Origin of the sequence: Pseudogulbenkiania ferrooxidans 2002, assembly GCF_000174355.1 — a bacterium.
Classification (GTDB): Bacteria; Pseudomonadota; Gammaproteobacteria; order Burkholderiales; family Chromobacteriaceae; genus Pseudogulbenkiania; species Pseudogulbenkiania ferrooxidans.
In genome coordinates this window covers 22,462-38,190 of the sequence record NZ_ACIS01000007.1, presented here as the reverse complement: position 1 = coordinate 38,190, position 15,729 = coordinate 22,462, and the positions used below count along the sequence as shown (strand labels likewise).

The following is a 15,729-nucleotide window of genomic DNA, read 5'->3' as shown; positions in this document are numbered from 1 at the left end:
TTCCCCTGTCACGCCCGCCACGCGGCGCGAAGCAAGACGGGGCCTCAGCCGGCGGTGTCGGCGGCGGGCCCCTGCACCAGGCGGTGACGCTGCGCCAGCGTCGGAAACAGCCGCATCCACAGCGCCGCCACCAACAGCGTCCCCACCCCGCCCGCCACCACCGCCGGCACCGTGCCCAACAGCGCCGCGGTGGCGCCGGACTCGAACTCGCCCAGCTGGTTGGAGGCGCCGATGAACAGCGAATTGACCGCGCTGACCCGGCCGCGCATCTCGTCCGGGGTCTCCAGCTGCACGAAGGTGGTGCGGATCACCACGCTGATCATGTCCGACGCCCCCAATACCGCCAGCGCCGCCAGCGACAGCCCGAACGAGGTCGACAGGCCGAAGGCGATGGTGGCGAGCCCGAACACCGCCACCGCCGCGAACATCACCCGCCCCACCCGCTGTGCGATCGGGAAGCGCATCAGGTAGGCCGACATCAGCAGCGCGCCCACCGCTGGCGCCGAGCGCAGCAGCCCCAGCCCCCACGGCCCGGTGTGCAGGATGTCGCGCGCGTAGATCGGCAGCAGCGCGGTGGCCCCGCCCAGCAGCACCGCGAACAGGTCGAGCGAGATGGCGCCGAGGATGTCGGGCCGGCTCTTGATGAAGCGCACCCCCACCAGCAGCGAATCGAGCGTCATGCGCTGCTGCGAGGGCTCCGACGGACGCACCGCCAGCCGCGACAGCAGCAGCGCGCCGCCGAGGTAGAGCGTCAGGTCGAGGCCGTAGGTGAACTCGGCGCCCAGCGCGTAGAGGAAGCCGCCCAGCGCCGGCGCCAGAATGGTGGCCGCCTCGTTGGCCGAAGCGGCCGCCGCCACCGCCGGCGGCAGCAGCGCGGGCGGCACCACGTTGGGCAGCAGCGCCTGCATCGCCGGCATGTCGAAGGAGCGGCAGGTGCCGATCAGCACCGACAGCGCGAAGATCAGCTCGCGGCTCACCGCAAAACCGGCGTGCGCGCTGCCCAGGCCCAGCAGCGCCGCCACCGCGGCCTGCACCAGCAGGCTCACCGTGACGATGCGCTGGCGGTCGAAGCGGTCCACCACCGAGCCCACCACCAGCACCAACAGCACCCGCGGCAGGAACTGCAGCAAGCCCACCAGGCCGAGGTCGAGCGCGCTGCCGGTGAGCGAGTACACCTGCCAGCCGATGGCCACGGTGAGGATCTGGAAACCGCTGGTGAGGCAGACGCGGGTCAGCCAGTACAGCCAGAACGGACGGAAACGACGCAACGAAACCGGCACGGCCGGCGAGGCAGGGTTCATGGGTGGGCAAGGAAATGACGGGGGAGGCCACAGCGTACCCTTGCCCCGCCCCGAGCGCCAGCCCGGGACGGCGTTGCAGACTGGCGCAACGGCCGGCGCAAAGCACTGTACCAGGCTGACACAGTGTTGCACTTCGCCACAGCGGCCGCGCCCCGCCTGGCCCGGCGCGGCCGGGCCAGGAACGCCCCCGGCGCCGTCGGAGCGCCACAAACCCCATTGGTTTCAACGAGATAGCGCATCACATACCAAAGTCGTAGACGGTTTTTCCCGGCGTGGGAATGGCGCTTGCACCTGGCGCCCGGCAGTCGCCTCGTTTGCCACCGGAATGGAGAAACCATGAAAACCAGAACTCAAACCACCCTGCTCGCCAGCCTCGTCGCCGCCCTGTTCGCCGGCCAGGCCATGGCCCTGGAGGTCTACAACGACAAGGGCTGGACGCTCGACATCAGCGGCTCGGTCAACGCCTTCTACACCACCAGCAAGACCGACAACGCCGAACGCAGCAGCCAGATCGAGAACGGCCTGTTGCCGGGTTACTTCAACATCACCGCCGCCACCAAGCAGAAGGGCCTCGACATCAAGGGCGTGATCGGCATGTGGCCGGGCCTCGACTCCGACTCGCCGGCCCTGCAATCCGCCACCGCCGGCGTCGGCAAGTCCACCGCGGACGCGCGTACCAACTATCTGAGCTTCGGCAACGACAAGATCGGTACCTTCAAGTTCGGCCGCGACATCGGCCTGTTCCAGTCCAATGCCATCCTCAACGACATGACGCTGATCGGCGTCGGCGGCGGCGCCGGCACGGCACGCAACATCAACACCACGCTGGGCGGCATCGGCGCCGGCTACATCTACGCCGAGTTCCAGCCGCAGATCACCTACACCACGCCGGACTACAACGGCTTCCACGCCAGCCTCGGCGTGTTCGACAACAAGGACGTGGACAGCACCGGCACCACCGGCAGCCATCCCGGCTACCAGGGGCTGGCCGAGTACGGCTTCAAGAGCAACGCGGCCTCGGGCAAGGCCTGGCTCGGCTTCGTCAACCAGCAGTTCACCCGCATCCGCGACAACAACGCCACCGGCTTCGAACTGGGCGCCAAGGCCGACATCGGCAACGTCGGGCTGATGGCGCAGGGCTTCAGCGGCAAGGGCATCGGCGACACCATCCTGTTCTCCGGCGGCACCGACGCCGACGGCAACAACCGCCGCTCCAACGGCTACCTGGCGCAGGCCACCTACAAGATCGACGACCTGAAGCTGGGCGTGAGCTACGGCGAGAGCCGCACCAAGGCCACCAGCGAAGAAGGCAGCGGCTACATCAACCGCGTCGCCGGCACCACGCTCGGCGCCTACTACAGCCTGACGCCGAACCTGACCCTGGTGGGCGAGCTGAACCGCCGCCGCAACAAGGTCACCGACATCGACACCGACAGCGTGTCGCTCGGCGCCATCCTGTTCTTCTGAGGCGGATGACCCGCCCGCCGCGCGGCGGGCGGGGCGCCAACGCCGCAAGCCCGACGTTCCTCTCCGGAGCGTCGGGCTTGTGCCGTGTTGGGGGGGCGAAGCGCGCCGTCAGCGCGGCGCCGGCTTGAGGCGGCGGTACAGGGTGTTGCGGCTGACCCCGAGGCGGCGCGCCGCGGCGCTGACGTTGCCGTTGCAGTCGGCCAGCACGCGGCGCATCAGCTGCAGCTCGACCTCGGCCAGGCGCTCGCCGTGGGGGGCGCTGGCACGGGGCGGCGCGGCGGACGGCGCCTCGGCCTCTTCGACCCCGGCCGCCGGCACGGCCTCCAGCAACTCCTCCGGCAGGTGGCTCGGCAGCAGGGTCTCGCCCGGTTCCAGCAGCGCGCACAGGGTGCGCAGCACGCCGTGCAGCTGGCGCAGGTTGCCGGGCCAGGGGTAGCGGGCGAACGCCTGCCACACCGCCGGCGCCACCGCCACCGGCCGCCCCCCGCACTCGTCCGCCAGCAGCTGCGCCACCAGCGGCACCAGGTCGCTGCGCTCGCGCAGCGGCGGCAGCGCCAGACGCACGCCGTTGATGCGGTAGTAGAGGTCGGCGCGGAAGCGGCCCGCCGCCACCGCCTCGGGCAGGGCGCGGTGGGTGGCGCACAGCAGCGAGAAGTCGACCGGCAGGACACGACTGGAGCCGAGCGGCGTCACCTCGCGTTCCTGCAGCACGCGCAGCAGGCGCGCCTGCAAGGCGAGCGGCATGTCGCCGATCTCGTCGAGAAACAGCGTTCCGCCGTTGGCCTGCAGCAGCTTGCCGACGTGGCCGCGCCGGCGCGCGCCGCTGAAGGCGCCCTCCTCGTAGCCGAACAGCTCCGATTCGATCAGCCCTTCCGGGATCGCGGCGCAGTTGACCGCCACGAAGGGCCGGTCGAAGCGCGACCCGCTGCGGTGGAAGGCGCGCGCGAACAGCTCCTTGCCGGTGCCGGTCTCGCCTTCGATCAGCAGCGGAATGTCCTTGCCGACCAGGCGCAGCGCGCGGCGCGCCACCGCCGCGAGCCCAGGATCGCCGGCGAGGAAGTCGTCCAGCGTGCGCGGCCGGCCGCCGCCGAAGGCCGAACGTCCGGTCTCCGCCGCGGGCGGCGCCGCGACCGGCGCGTGATGTTGCAGATAAGCCATGCAGTCTCTCCCTGTCGCCGGGCTCGCCGTCTTCCGCGAAAGACGCCCGGTCTCTCCTGCTTTGTACAAGGGAGCGCGCCGCCTCACCATTCATCTTTGGTCGGGTATGGGCGGCGCCGCGCTACAATGACGCATGTCCGATTTCCCCTACCTCGCCGGCTACCCGCCGGCGCTGCTCGAGCGCGTGCGTGCGCTGGTCGCCGACCGGCGCCTGGGCACCTGGCTGGCCGAGCGCTACCCGGAGCGCCACGCGGTGCAGACCGACCGCGCGCTGTACCAGTACCTGGCCGAGCTGCGCCAGCGCTACCTGAAGAACGCCACGCCGCTGGCCAAGGTGCTGTACGACAACCGCCAGCACCCGGTGCACGGCACCCTCGGCACCAATACCTTCGTGGCGCGGGTGCAGGGCGGCAAGTTGAAGAGCAAGAACGAGATCCGCATCGCCACGCTGTTCCGCGAGGCGCCGCCGCAGTTCCTGAAGATGATCGCGGTGCACGAGCTTTCGCACCTGAAGGAGAAGGAGCACAACAAGGCGTTCTACCAGTTGTGCTGCCATATGGAGCCGGACTACCACCAGCTGGAATTCGACCTGCGGCTGTGGCTCACCGCGCGCGAGCTGAACCTGATGCAACCCGGCTGAGCGCGCGGCGCGACGGGGAAAAGGTTGGCCGAAGACCCGGGCCTTCGGCCAACCCTGGTCAGAACCGGCTCACGATTCTTTGACGAGCGGCACGGGGCCGGTCGTACTCGGCCGCTGCCGCCCTAAGCGCATGAACAGGTTCTGACGACTCAGTAGTTGGTGGTGTTCGCCGCCGGCGCACTGGCCGCCGGCTGGGCGTTGACCGTCATCTTCAGGCGCCGGCCCGGATCGCTGGGCAGCGTCACGGTGTTGCGCTGGCCGTGGTATTCGTAGGTCACCTCGTAACCGGTCAGTTCCTCGCGCTGCGACGGGTGGCACACGGTGCGCGACGCCGTGGTCGGACGCGCGCCCTGAGTGTTGCGCGCGATCTGCTGCCCGGCCATGGCGCCGCCGATGGCGCCGACGATGGTGGCCGCGGTCTTGCCCTTGCCGCCGCCGACCTGGTGGCCCAGCACCCCGCCGACCAGGCCGCCCAAGAGCGCCCCGCCGTTCTCCGCCGTCACCATGCCCTCCAGGCCGCCGCTCGGGGCCGGCGCCGCGACCGGTTCGTTGACCTGCTCGCAGTTATCGTCCTTGACGGTCTGGTAACGCGGCTCGCTCTTCAGCACCGTGGCGTAGTCGGTAAAGGTCATCGCTTGGGCGCTGCCGGCGGCGACGAGCAGCGTGGCGATCAGCATTCTTTTCATTATCGGGATTCTCCAGAGTCGGCAATCCGCCTTCAGAGGCGGCGGTGACGGCCAGTATAAGGAGGCGATATGTATGCCTTGTAAATAGTTGTTAACGGATGTTAAGCCCGCCGCTTGCCCAGCTCGGCCACCAGCACGCTGGCCACGATCAGCGCCGCGCCGCACAGCGCCGGCACGGTGAGCGGCTCGCCGGCGAGCCAGCCCACCAGCCCGCCCCACACCGGTTCCATGGCGTAGATCAGCGTGGCGCGCGTGGCCGGCACCGTCTGCTGCGCCCAGTTCATCGCCACCTGGATCAGCGTGGTGGCCAGCCCCAGCCCGAGCACGCAGCCGATCAGCCCCGGCGTCGGCTGCGGCGCGGCCTCGCCGGTCGCCAGCATCAACAGCGTCGCCAGCAGCGCCACCGTCAGCAGTTGCACCACGGCCATGCGGCGCGGCTCGCAGCCTCCGGCGTAGCGGCCGAGCAGGCAGATTTCCAGCGCGATCATCGCCGCCCCGGCCAGGGTCAGCGCCTCGCCGAGGCCGAACGACCACTCCAGGCCGCGCGGGTCGGACAGCAGCACCAGCCCGCCGAACGCCACGGCGATGCCGAGCCAGGCCGCCAGCGGCGGCGGACGGCGGAACAGCAGCAGCATGATCAGCGGCACCAGCGGCACGTAGAGCGCGGTGAGGAAGGCCGACTTGCTGCTGGCGATCAGGCCGAGCCCCATGGTCTGCAAACCGTAACTGCCGCACAGCACCGCCCCCATCAGCACCCCGGCGCGCAGTTCGGCACGGGTCAGGCCGCGTAGCTGGCGCCACGACAGCAGCAAGGCCAGCGCCCCGGCCACGCCGAAGCGCAGCGCGACGAAGCCGAACGGCCCGGCCCATTGCAGCGCGGTCTGCACCGCGAGGAAGGTGCCGCCCCAGACCACCGTGATCAGCAGCAAGACCAGGTCCGGCAGGCGCGAGGGACGCGCCCCGGAAGGCAAGGGCAAGGTGGCGCTGGATGAGGTCATGACGGAACTCCACGGGAAGGAAAGCGAGGTTCGATTGCGGCGAAACGGCTCAGTGCACTATACTGCACATATCACTCAATGTGCAATATAGTGCTCACACCATGCCCGACACTCCCCCGCAAGTGCTGCTCGATGTTTCGGCCAACCTGCGCCAGGCGCGCCAAGCGCTGGGCTGGAGCCAGGACAAGCTGGCCACCGCCGCCGGCGTCAGCCGCCGCATGCTGGTCAACATCGAGGCCGGCGACAGCAACGTCAGCCTGGCCACGCTCGACCGCCTCGCCGCCGCGCTCGGCCTGTCGTTCGCCGAACTGGTGCGCCCGCCTGCGGCCAACCCGCGCCAGCCGGCGGCCCCGGTGACGGTGTGGCAGGGCCGGCACCCCGACAGCCATGCCAGCCTGCTGCAAAGCCTGGGCAGTGCCGGCCGCACCGTCGAGCTATGGCTCTGGCAGCTCGCCGCCGGCGAACGCTACGACGCCGAAGCCGACCCCGCCGGCAGCCACGAGATGCTGTACGTCATCGCCGGCGAGCTGGAGCTGGAACGCGCCGGCACGCGCCAGCGCCTCGGCCCCGGCGACTCGCTGGTCTTCGCCTCCGACGAGCGCTACGCCTACCTCAACCCCGGCGCCGTGCCGGTGCGCTTCACCAAGAACGTGCTGCTGGCGCGCTGAGGCGCGGGCATGCAAAAAGCCGCGTCCCGAGGGAGCGCGGCTTGGCGTGCAAACGGCAAGACGGCGGATTCCGTCACTGACCCGGAGCGGCCCGGCTGTGCCGGGTCCGGCAGCGTCGGAACAGGGCACCTTGTCAGCCGCCGGAAAGCCGCGTCCCGCAGGAACGCGGCTGGCCGCCAACAGGTCCCGGCTCAGTAGCCGAGCGTGGCGCCGTCCGGGTTGCGCGGGTCGGAGTAGCCGTACAGGCCGTCGTCACGCAGCTGGATGGTCTGGGTGCGGCCCATGGTCGGCTGCACCGACACCTTGTAGCCCTGCTTCTGCAGGATCGCCATGGTGTCCGGGCTCAGGCCCTTCTCGACGCGCAGCACGTCCGGCAGCCACTGGTGGTGCACGCGCGGCGTCGACGCCGCCTCGGCCGGGTTCATGCCGAAGTCGATGGCGTTGACGATGGTCTGCAGCGTGGTGGTGATGATGCGTGCGCCGCCCGGGCTGCCGGTCACCAGCCACGGCTTGCCGTTCTTCAGCACCAGCGTCGGCGACATCGACGACAGCGGACGTTTGCCCGGCTGGATGGCGTTGGCGTCGCCGCCGATCAGGCCGTAGGCGTTGGGCACGCCCGGCTTGGCGGAGAAATCGTCCATCTCGTCGTTGAGCAGGATGCCGGTGCCACGGGCGACGATGCCGCTGCCGAAGTTCAGGTTCAGCGTGTAGGTCACCGCCACCGCGTTGCCCTTGGCGTCGACGATCGAGTAGTGCGTGGTCTGGTCGCTTTCATACGGCTGCGGCTTGCCCGGCTTGATGGCGGAGGCCGGCAGCACCTTGACCGGATCGATCTTCTGCGCCAGCTCGTCGGCATACTTCTTCGAGGTCAGCCCCTTCACCGGCACCTTGACGAAGCCCGGGTCGCCCAGGTACTCGGCGCGGTCGGCATAAGCCAGTTTCATGGCCTCCGCCATATGGTGGATGGTCTGCGCGCTGTTCACGCCGTACTGCGCCAGCGGGTAGTGCTCCAGCATGTTGAGGATCTGGATGATGTGGGTGCCGCCCGAGCTCGGCGGCGGCATCGACACCACCTGGTAGCCACGGTACTCGCCGCGCACCGGCGCGCGCTCTTCCACCTTGTAGTTCCTGAGGTCGTCCTTGCCGATCAGGCCGCCGTGCTGCGCCATCTCGGCCACGATCTTGTCGCCGATCTCGCCGTTATAAAAGACCTTGCTGCTGTGCTTGGCGATCAGCCTGAGCGACTTGGCCAGGTCCTTCTGCACCAGCTTGTCGCCCAGCTGCAGTGGACGGCCGTTCTTGAAGAAGATGGCGCGCGTGCTGTCCCACTTGCCGAGGTTGTCCTTCTCCACTTCCAGCATCTTGGCCATGGTCGGGCTGACCACGATGCCGCCTTCGGCCAACTTGATCGACGGCGCGATCAGGTCCGCCAGCTTCATCGTGCCCCAGCGCTTGAGCGCGTGCTCCATGCCGGCCACCGTGCCCGGCACGCCGACGGCGAGGTGGGTGTAGGTCGAGCGGCCCTCGGCGACGTTGCCCTTCTCGTCCAGGTACATGTCGCGGCTGGCCTTGGCCGGGGCGATCTCGCGGAAGTCGAGCGCCACGTCCTGGCCGCTCTTGGCGTCGTGCAGCACCATGAAGCCGCCGCCGCCGAGGTTGCCGGCGTTGGGCAGCACCACCGCCAGCGCGAAGCCCACCGCCACCGCGGCGTCGACGGCGTTGCCGCCGCGCTTCAACACGTCCAGGCCGATGCGGCTGGCCAGCTCCTGCTCGGCGGCGACCATGCCATGCCTGGCGTAGACGGGGTGGAAGATGTCCTGATCGTAGTCGTACTTGACCACCGGGGCGGCAACCGGGGCTTCGGCCTGCGAGGCGACCGGGGCAAAGGCCAGCGCCAGGCCCAGGGCCATGGCGCCGAGCGCGAAGGGACGACGGATACGGGAAGACAGCATGAATGACTCTCCTTTGTTGACGGCATCGGCCAGGGCGTCGGTGCGCCCCGGTCTGGGGTGGCGGGCGCGTCGTAGCGCTGCTAGCGGCGGCGCGGACGTGCCCGGTGAAGCGGCAGGCTCTGCGGCCTGCTGGTATTTCAACCCCGCCGACGCTGCATGATTCATGCCCGCCATGACATCACCATCGGCGGTGCTAACCTCTTCATTCTATGACGTAAGATTTTTAATGAAACCGGCGCGCGTTCGGAAAACCGTCACTTGACGAGGCATGGTGCACGGAAAACCGAACGCGCCGTCCCGCTGCACGGTGAATAAGCTACCTCGCCGGGCCCGGCTCTCTATACAATAGCCACCTTGTTGATTGGTAAAGGCTTCTGCCGCGCGCCGAAGCCAAGGATCTGGATTACCCATGTTGCGATTGTCTGAAATCAAACTGCCGCTCGACCACCCGGAAGCGGCGCTGCGCCAAGCCATCGTGGCTTACCTGGGCGTGCCCGACGCCGAGGTGGGCAGCTTCACCGTGTTCAAGCGCAGCTACGACGCGCGCAAATCGACGATGCAGCTGATTTACATCGTCGACGTCGAGGTCGCCGACGAGGCCGCCTTGCTGAAGAAATTCGCCAAAGACATCCACGTCGTGCCGACCCCGGACATGAGCTACCACTTCGTCGGCCAGGCGCCCAGCACCCTGGCCAGCCGACCGGTGGTGGTGGGCTTCGGCCCGTGCGGCCTGTTTGCCGGGCTGATCCTGGCACAGATGGGCTTCCGGCCGATCGTCCTGGAACGCGGCAAGAAAGTGCGCGAGCGCACCAAGGACACCTGGGGGCTGTGGCGCAAGAACGTGCTCAACCCGGAATCCAACGTGCAGTTCGGCGAAGGCGGCGCCGGCACCTTCTCCGACGGCAAGCTGTACAGCCAGATCAAGGACCCGCGCTACCTGGGCCGCAAGGTGCTGGAAGAGTTCGTCAAGGCCGGCGCGCCCGAGGAAATCATCTACGTCAACAAGCCGCACATCGGCACCTTCCGCCTGGTCAGCATGGTGGAAAAGATGCGCGCCAACATCGAGGCGCTGGGCGGCGAGATCCGTTTCGAGCACAAGGTGACCGACGTGCTGATCGAAGACGGCCCCACCGGCAAGCAGATGCGCGGCCTGGTGCTGGCCAACGGCGAACAGATCCTGTCCGACCACGTGGTCATCGCGCTCGGCCATAGCGCGCGCGACACCTTCGAGATGCTGCACGCGCGCGAGGTGTTCATGGAGGCCAAGCCGTTCTCGGTGGGCTTCCGCATCGAGCACCCGCAAACGCTGATCGACAAGGCGCGCCTCGGCAAGTACGCCGGCCACCCCCTTCTGGGTGCGGCCGACTACAAGCTGGTGCACCACGCCAGCAACGGCCGTTCGGTGTACAGCTTCTGCATGTGCCCGGGCGGCCAGGTGGTGGCGGCCACGTCGGAACCCTACCGCGTCGTCACCAACGGCATGAGCCAGTACTCGCGCGCCGAGCGCAACGCCAACGCCGGCATCGTGGTCGGCATCACCCCGGCCGACTTCCCCGGCAGCGGCCCGCTGGCCGGCATCGTGCTGCAGCGCGAGCTGGAATCGCGCGCCTTCGTGCTGGGCGGCGGCACCTACGAGGCGCCGGGCCAGCTGGTGGGCGACTTCCTCGCCGGCCGGCCGTCCAGCCGTCTCGGCTCGGTCACGCCGTCCTACCAGCCGGGCGTCAAGCTGGGCGACTTGTCCAGCGCGCTGCCCGACTACGCCATCGCCGCCATGCGCGAGGCGATCCCGGCCTTCGACAAGAAGATCCGCGGCTTCGCCATGAACGACGCGGTGCTGACCGGCGTGGAAACCCGCACCTCGTCGCCGCTGCGCATCACCCGCGGCGAGGACTGCCAGAGCCTGAACGTGCGCGGCCTGTTCCCCGCCGGCGAAGGCGCCGGCTACGCCGGCGGCATCCTGTCGGCCGGGGTCGACGGCATCAAGGTGGCCGAGGCGGTGGCGCACAGCATCCTGAAACTGGCCTGAGCCCGCCGCCACCAGGCGCCGTGAGCCGCGACAAAAAACCCCGTCAGCATGACGGGGTTTTGTTTTGACCGGCGGCTTGGAACCGGTTCAGGATCTGTTGCGAGCGGCCCTCAGCGGGGCGAAGAGCCGCACAGAAATCCTCATGTACTCCAGTACATGAGGATTTCGCGCAGCGCATGAGCCCCGATCAGGGATCGCGCAGTAAGATCATGAACTGGTTCTTACTTCTTGGCCGGTTCGCGGCCCCTGCCCGGCGGAATGATCGAGCCCGGCTCCACCACCTTCTGCTTGGCCTGCTTCGGCTTCTTGACTTCCTTGTTGCTGCGCACTTGACCCTTAGCCATCGGATATCTCCTGGCGGTGCCGGCATCGTGCCATGCCCCGGCACCACGGTAAGGCGGTTGCAGGTATCTCCCTGCAGCGGCGCCGACGGTGGCGCCGCATAAACAGATGATAGGCCGTTCGCGCGCGGCGGGTGGCATTATCTTGCGCGGCCGCCCCGGCCAGCGCCCGCCGTGCCACGGCCGGCTTTGCGGTATCATCGGCCATTATCGGGCGGCCGCGCCGCCCCATCGCACCATCACGAGACCGCCATGAACCAGACCGTCCCCGAAACCCTCAAACCCTGCAACAAGTGCGGTTCGCGCGCCGAGCTGATCAAGAGCGGCTCGCGCCGCTACTGGGTGCAATGCACGCGCTACGCCGGCAACGGCAACTGCAACGCCATCGGCGCCCAGGCCGACAACAAGAAAGAAGCGATACATAACTGGAACAGCACGCGCTGATACCCTGTTCATGATCCTGCTGCGCGTCCCTGATCGGGGCTCATGCGCACTGCGTGCGAATCTATCACTGAGCAAATCGAAGATTTGCACGCAGTGATTCGCTCAGCGCTCAGAAATCCTCATGTACTCCAGTACATTCCGGTTTCTGTGCGGCTCTTCGCTCCGCTGAGGGCCGCTCGCGACAGATCCTGAACAGGTTCTGAGTTGTTCCTGACTACACAGGACTTAGGACACTCCCCCATGTTCGCCTGGTTCGAAAAACGGCTGCACCCCTACCCCGATACGCCACCGGCCCAGCCCCCCCAGGGCTTCTTCCCCTTCGTCTGGTCCTGCACCCGCGGCCTGCGGCCCTTGATCGCGGCGATGACCTCGCTCACCGCGCTGATCGGCGCCTTCGAGGCGCTGCTGTTCTCGATGCTGGGGTCGGTGGTGGACTGGCTGAGCAAGGTGCCGCCGGCGCAGCTATGGCAGACGCAGCAGCACAACCTGCTGCTGTTGGCCGGCATCCTGCTGGCGAGCCCGCTGCTGATCGCGTTGCAGTCGCTGTGCAAGTACCAGGGCCTGGCCGGCAATTTCCCGATGCTGCTGCGCTGGAACTTCCACCGCCACCTGCTCGGCCAGAGCATGAGCTTCTACCAGGACGAATTCGCCGGCCGGGTCTCGGCCAAGGTGATGCAGACCGCGCTGGCGGTGCGCGAGACGGTGGTCATCGTCACCGACATCCTGGTGTTCGTGGTGATCTACTTCGTCACCATGGTGGCGGTGGTGGGCCGTTTCGACCTGGTGCTGATGCTGCCCTTCCTCGGCTGGCTGGCGCTCTACGTCGCCACGCTCGCCTTCTTCGTGCCGCGCCTGGGGCGTGCCGCCAGCGCCCAGGCCGACGCGCGCAGCCTGATGACCGGGCGCATCACCGACGCCTACACCAACATCGCCACCGTCAAGCTGTTCTCGTACGGCCAGCGCGAGGCCGGCTTCGCCAGGAGCGCGATGCAGGAGTTCATGCTCACCGCCTACCGCCAGATGCGGCTGGTGAGCGGTTTCGAGGTCACCAACCACGCCCTCAGCATGGTGCTCATCGCCAGCACCGCCGGCGCCACGCTGTGGCTGTGGAGCCAGGGCCAGGTCGGGGTCGGCGCGGTGGCCGCCGCCACCGCGATGGCGCTGCGCCTCAACGGCATCTCGCACTGGATCATGTGGGAGATGTCGAGCCTGTTCGAGCACATCGGCACGGTGCAGGACGGCATCGCCACGCTGTCGCGCAGCATCGCCGTCACCGACCGCCCGGACGCCAAGCCGCTCGCGGTGACGCGCGGCGAGGTCCGCTTCGAGGCGGTCGACTTCGGCTACGGCGGCGAACGCAAGGTGATCGACCAGCTCACGCTGACGGTGCGGCCGGGCGAGAAGATCGGCCTGGTGGGGCGCAGCGGCGCCGGCAAGTCCACCATCGTCAACCTGCTCTTGCGCTTCTACGACGTGGAGGGCGGGCGCATCCTGATCGACGGCCAGGACATCGCCCACGTCACGCAGGACAGCCTGCGCGCCCAGGTCGGCATGGTGACGCAGGACACCTCGCTGCTGCACCGGTCGGTGCGCGACAACCTGCTGTACGGCCGCCCCGACGCCAGCGACGAGCAGATGGTCGCCGCCGCGCGCCGCGCCGAGGCGCACGAGTTCATCCAGACCCTGACCGACCCCAAGGGCCGCCACGGCTACGAGGCCCACGTCGGCGAGCGTGGCGTCAAGCTCTCCGGCGGCCAGCGCCAGCGCATCGCCATCGCCCGCGTGATGCTGAAGGACGCCCCGATCCTGCTGCTGGACGAAGCCACCAGCGCGCTCGATTCGGAAGTGGAAGCGGCGATCCAGGGCAGCCTGTACCGCCTGATGCAGGGCAAGACCGTGGTGGCGATCGCGCACCGCCTCTCCACCATCGCCGCGATGGACCGGCTGGTCGTGCTCGACCGCGGCCAGATCGTCGAGGAAGGCACGCACGCCGCGCTGTTGGCGCAGGGTGGGCTGTACGCGCGGCTGTGGGCGCACCAGAGCGGCGGCTTCCTCGGCGAGGAGACCGAGGACGACGAGACCGTGGCGGCGGGCTAGCCATGCCCGGCACCACCGTGCCAGCCTGAGGCCTGGGTTGGCCGAAGCCGGGCCGACGCCGGGTTTTTCCACCAGGCGCGCCGGCTCGGCCGCCGGGCCTCACAGCGGGCACCGGCCATACCGACACACGTGCTGCATGGCAACAAACCAACAGAACCACCCCCTGAATGCCGCTGTAACGGCGTCCCCTTCCGCAACGACCGATTAACGAACATATTTTCGATAATCGGAATTGTCGTCCCCTAGCCCTGTTGCTACATTTTGAGCGCCACCCGTCCCCACACCCGCAGGACGACGCGCCGCCCTCCACCGGGGGCAGAGCAAGACCCGACGGTCGCGCCGCGACATCACCGCCCCGCACGCCGTCCCTGACCAGACCCTCGGCCGCGCGCACCGCGGCACCGGGACGCCAGGCCAGCGCACCGCTTCACGCCCAATAAAAACAACACTTTGTAACAACGCGATAAAACAGCGACGACGAGATTCAGACGCCGTCGCCATAAACGAATGGAGAACAACAGGATGTCGACTACCCCCACCCCCCTGACGGCGGCCGCCCCCTCCGGCAGCGTCGGCGACAAGATCCGCAGCGCCTTCGCCATCGGCAAGATGCGCTGGGGCATGCTGGCGCTGGTCTTCTTCGCCACCACCATCAACTACATCGACCGCGCCGCGCTGGGCGTGATGCAGCCGGTGCTGGCCAAGGCCATGGCCTGGACCGCGCAGGACTACGCCAACATCAACTTCTGGTTCCAGGTCGGCTACGCCGCCGGCTTCGCCGCGCAGGGCCGCTTCATCGACAAGGTCGGCGTCAAACGCGCCTTCGCCATCGCCGTGGTGCTGTGGAGCATCGCCGCCGCCGCGCACGGCTTTGCCGCCAGCGCCGCCGGCTTCATGGTGTGCCGCTTCTTCCTCGGGCTGGCCGAAGCCGCCAACTACCCGTCCTGCGTCAAGACCACGCGGCTGTGGTTCCCGGCCGGCGAGCGCGCCATGGCCACCGGCATCTTCAACGCCGGCACCAACGTCGGCGCCATGCTGACCCCGCTGATGCTGCCGTTCATCCTGCAGGTCTGGGGCTGGCAGGCGGCGTTCTTCACCATCGGCGCACTGGGCTTCGTGTGGCTCGTGTTCTGGCTGCGCAACTACTACAACCCGGAAGAGCATCCGCGCGTCAGCCAGCAGGAACTGGCCTACGTGCAGCAGGGCGTCGAGCCGGCGCCGGCCAAGGTGCCCTACTCGCGCATCCTGAAGATGCGCGGCACCTGGGCCTTCACCGTGGCCTACGCCATCACCTCGCCGGTGTTCTGGTTCTACCTGTACTGGCTGCCGCCGTTCCTCAACCAGCAGTACCACCTCGGCATCAGCGTGACCCAGATGGGCCTGCCCTTGATGGTGATCTACCTGATGGCCGACTTCGGCAGCGTGTTCGGCGGCGCCGTGTCCTCCTACCTGATCTCGCGCGGCATGGCGCCGGTACGCTCGCGCCTGGTGTCGATGCTGGCCTTCGCGCTGTGCATCTCGTCGATCGTGTTCGCCGCCGGCGCCAGCAGCCTGTGGATGGCGGTGCTGTTCATCTCGCTGGCGGTCGGTGCGCACCAGGCCTGGACCGCCAATATCTGGAGCGTGGTGATGGACACCTCGCCCAAGCACGTGGTGAGTTCGGTGTTCGGCTTCGGCGGCATGATCAGCGCCATCGGCGGCATGTTCATGACCCAGCTGGTGGGCTACGTGCTGACCGTCACCCACAACAACTACGCCGTGCTGTTCACCATGATCCCGGTGGTCTACTTCATCGCGCTGGCCTGGCTCTACTTCATGGCGCCGCGCCAGGTGGAAGACGCCGCCGCGTAAGCGCGGCCTTCCCCGGTGGCGGCAGGGCGGTCGCGTCGACCCGCCTGCCGCCCGCGACGGGCCGGCCGACGCCGGCCCGTCGGCTTTTTCCCGCCCCCAC

At 68.5% G+C, this 15,729-nt stretch carries 13 protein-coding genes; 7 read left to right on the top strand and 6 right to left on the bottom strand.

Features of this window, described 5'->3' with window-relative positions:
- Nucleotides 1–44: 44 nt before the first annotated feature.
- On the bottom strand, nt 45–1,301 hold the full coding sequence (locus FURADRAFT_RS12885) for an MFS transporter (RefSeq protein WP_008954602.1): 1,257 nt from the start codon (nt 1,299–1,301) through the stop codon (nt 45–47).
- A gap of 336 nt (nt 1,302–1,637) precedes the next feature.
- On the opposite strand from FURADRAFT_RS12885, the gene FURADRAFT_RS12880 reads away from it, so the two are divergent.
- A complete protein-coding gene (locus FURADRAFT_RS12880) occupies nt 1,638–2,768 on the top strand; it encodes a porin (RefSeq protein ID WP_008954601.1) in 1,131 nt (376 codons plus the stop codon).
- 108 nt (nt 2,769–2,876) lie between these two features.
- On the opposite strand, the gene FURADRAFT_RS12875 is transcribed toward FURADRAFT_RS12880, so the two are convergent.
- Nucleotides 2,877–3,926 (bottom strand): sigma-54-dependent Fis family transcriptional regulator, encoded by a 1,050-nt coding sequence (locus FURADRAFT_RS12875; RefSeq protein WP_008954600.1) that lies wholly within the window; start codon nt 3,924–3,926, stop codon nt 2,877–2,879.
- Between the two features lie 133 nt (nt 3,927–4,059).
- Between FURADRAFT_RS12875 and FURADRAFT_RS12870 the strand changes: the two genes are divergently transcribed.
- Nucleotides 4,060–4,566, top strand: coding sequence for a M48 metallopeptidase family protein (locus FURADRAFT_RS12870; protein WP_008954599.1), 507 nt, complete (start codon nt 4,060–4,062; stop codon nt 4,564–4,566).
- Nucleotides 4,567–4,715: 149 nt separating this feature from the next.
- Here FURADRAFT_RS12870 and FURADRAFT_RS12865 read toward each other — a convergent pair whose 3' ends face one another.
- Both FURADRAFT_RS12865 and FURADRAFT_RS12860 read right to left on the bottom strand, forming a co-directional pair.
- Nucleotides 4,716–5,252 carry a glycine zipper 2TM domain-containing protein gene (locus FURADRAFT_RS12865; RefSeq protein ID WP_008954598.1) on the bottom strand — a complete coding sequence of 179 codons (537 nt, stop codon included), beginning with the start codon at nt 5,250–5,252 and terminating at the stop codon, nt 4,716–4,718.
- Between the two features lie 101 nt (nt 5,253–5,353).
- Nucleotides 5,354–6,250 (bottom strand): DMT family transporter, encoded by an 897-nt coding sequence (locus FURADRAFT_RS12860; RefSeq protein WP_008954597.1) that lies wholly within the window; start codon nt 6,248–6,250, stop codon nt 5,354–5,356.
- Nucleotides 6,251–6,351: 101 nt separating this feature from the next.
- Between FURADRAFT_RS12860 and FURADRAFT_RS12855 the strand changes: the two genes are divergently transcribed.
- Entirely contained in the window at nt 6,352–6,918 is a 567-nt protein-coding gene (locus FURADRAFT_RS12855) for a helix-turn-helix domain-containing protein (protein WP_008954596.1), read from the top strand.
- A gap of 191 nt (nt 6,919–7,109) precedes the next feature.
- Here FURADRAFT_RS12855 and ggt read toward each other — a convergent pair whose 3' ends face one another.
- Nucleotides 7,110–8,870, bottom strand: a complete 1,761-nt coding sequence (gene ggt / locus FURADRAFT_RS12850) for a gamma-glutamyltransferase (protein WP_008954595.1) — start codon at nt 8,868–8,870, stop codon at nt 7,110–7,112.
- Between the two features lie 409 nt (nt 8,871–9,279).
- Here ggt and FURADRAFT_RS12845 point away from each other — a divergent pair, with 409 nt between their 5' ends.
- On the top strand, nt 9,280–10,896 hold the full coding sequence (locus tag FURADRAFT_RS12845; RefSeq protein WP_008954594.1) for an NAD(P)/FAD-dependent oxidoreductase: 1,617 nt from the start codon (nt 9,280–9,282) through the stop codon (nt 10,894–10,896).
- A gap of 221 nt (nt 10,897–11,117) precedes the next feature.
- Here the strand turns inward: FURADRAFT_RS12845 and FURADRAFT_RS21250 are convergent, their stop codons facing one another.
- The gene (locus tag FURADRAFT_RS21250) at nt 11,118–11,240 is read right to left on the bottom strand and encodes a hypothetical protein (protein ID WP_008954593.1); all 123 of its coding nucleotides are present in this window, start codon (nt 11,238–11,240) and stop codon (nt 11,118–11,120) included.
- A gap of 249 nt (nt 11,241–11,489) precedes the next feature.
- Here FURADRAFT_RS21250 and FURADRAFT_RS12840 point away from each other — a divergent pair, with 249 nt between their 5' ends.
- The 3 genes from FURADRAFT_RS12840 (at nt 11,490) to FURADRAFT_RS12830 (ending at nt 15,629) form a co-directional block, all read left to right on the top strand.
- Nucleotides 11,490–11,681, top strand: a complete 192-nt coding sequence (locus FURADRAFT_RS12840; RefSeq protein ID WP_008954592.1) for a Lar family restriction alleviation protein — start codon at nt 11,490–11,492, stop codon at nt 11,679–11,681.
- A 240-nt stretch (nt 11,682–11,921) separates the two neighbouring features.
- Complete coding sequence (locus tag FURADRAFT_RS12835; RefSeq protein ID WP_008954591.1) at nt 11,922–13,778, top strand: ABC transporter ATP-binding protein; 1,857 nt, start codon at nt 11,922–11,924, stop codon at nt 13,776–13,778.
- Nucleotides 13,779–14,300: 522 nt separating this feature from the next.
- Complete coding sequence (locus FURADRAFT_RS12830) at nt 14,301–15,629, top strand: MFS transporter (protein ID WP_008954590.1); 1,329 nt, start codon at nt 14,301–14,303, stop codon at nt 15,627–15,629.
- Nucleotides 15,630–15,729 lie beyond the last annotated feature (100 nt).

Excerpts from the sequence above, each read along its gene's own strand:
- FURADRAFT_RS12885 (WP_008954602.1), bottom strand. The coding sequence starts at position 1,301 with ATGAACCCTGCCTCGCCGGCCGTGCCGGTTTCGTTGCGTCGTTTCCGT.
- FURADRAFT_RS12880 (WP_008954601.1), top strand. The coding sequence starts at position 1,638 with ATGAAAACCAGAACTCAAACCACCCTGCTCGCCAGCCTCGTCGCCGCC.
- FURADRAFT_RS12875 (WP_008954600.1), bottom strand. The coding sequence starts at position 3,926 with ATGGCTTATCTGCAACATCACGCGCCGGTCGCGGCGCCGCCCGCGGCG.
- FURADRAFT_RS12870 (WP_008954599.1), top strand. The coding sequence starts at position 4,060 with ATGTCCGATTTCCCCTACCTCGCCGGCTACCCGCCGGCGCTGCTCGAG.
- FURADRAFT_RS12865 (WP_008954598.1), bottom strand. The coding sequence starts at position 5,252 with ATGAAAAGAATGCTGATCGCCACGCTGCTCGTCGCCGCCGGCAGCGCC.
- FURADRAFT_RS12860 (WP_008954597.1), bottom strand. The coding sequence starts at position 6,250 with ATGACCTCATCCAGCGCCACCTTGCCCTTGCCTTCCGGGGCGCGTCCC.
- FURADRAFT_RS12855 (WP_008954596.1), top strand. The coding sequence starts at position 6,352 with ATGCCCGACACTCCCCCGCAAGTGCTGCTCGATGTTTCGGCCAACCTG.
- ggt (WP_008954595.1), bottom strand. The coding sequence starts at position 8,870 with ATGCTGTCTTCCCGTATCCGTCGTCCCTTCGCGCTCGGCGCCATGGCC.
- FURADRAFT_RS12845 (WP_008954594.1), top strand. The coding sequence starts at position 9,280 with ATGTTGCGATTGTCTGAAATCAAACTGCCGCTCGACCACCCGGAAGCG.
- FURADRAFT_RS21250 (WP_008954593.1), bottom strand. The coding sequence starts at position 11,240 with ATGGCTAAGGGTCAAGTGCGCAGCAACAAGGAAGTCAAGAAGCCGAAG.
- FURADRAFT_RS12840 (WP_008954592.1), top strand. The coding sequence starts at position 11,490 with ATGAACCAGACCGTCCCCGAAACCCTCAAACCCTGCAACAAGTGCGGT.
- FURADRAFT_RS12835 (WP_008954591.1), top strand. The coding sequence starts at position 11,922 with ATGTTCGCCTGGTTCGAAAAACGGCTGCACCCCTACCCCGATACGCCA.
- FURADRAFT_RS12830 (WP_008954590.1), top strand. The coding sequence starts at position 14,301 with ATGTCGACTACCCCCACCCCCCTGACGGCGGCCGCCCCCTCCGGCAGC.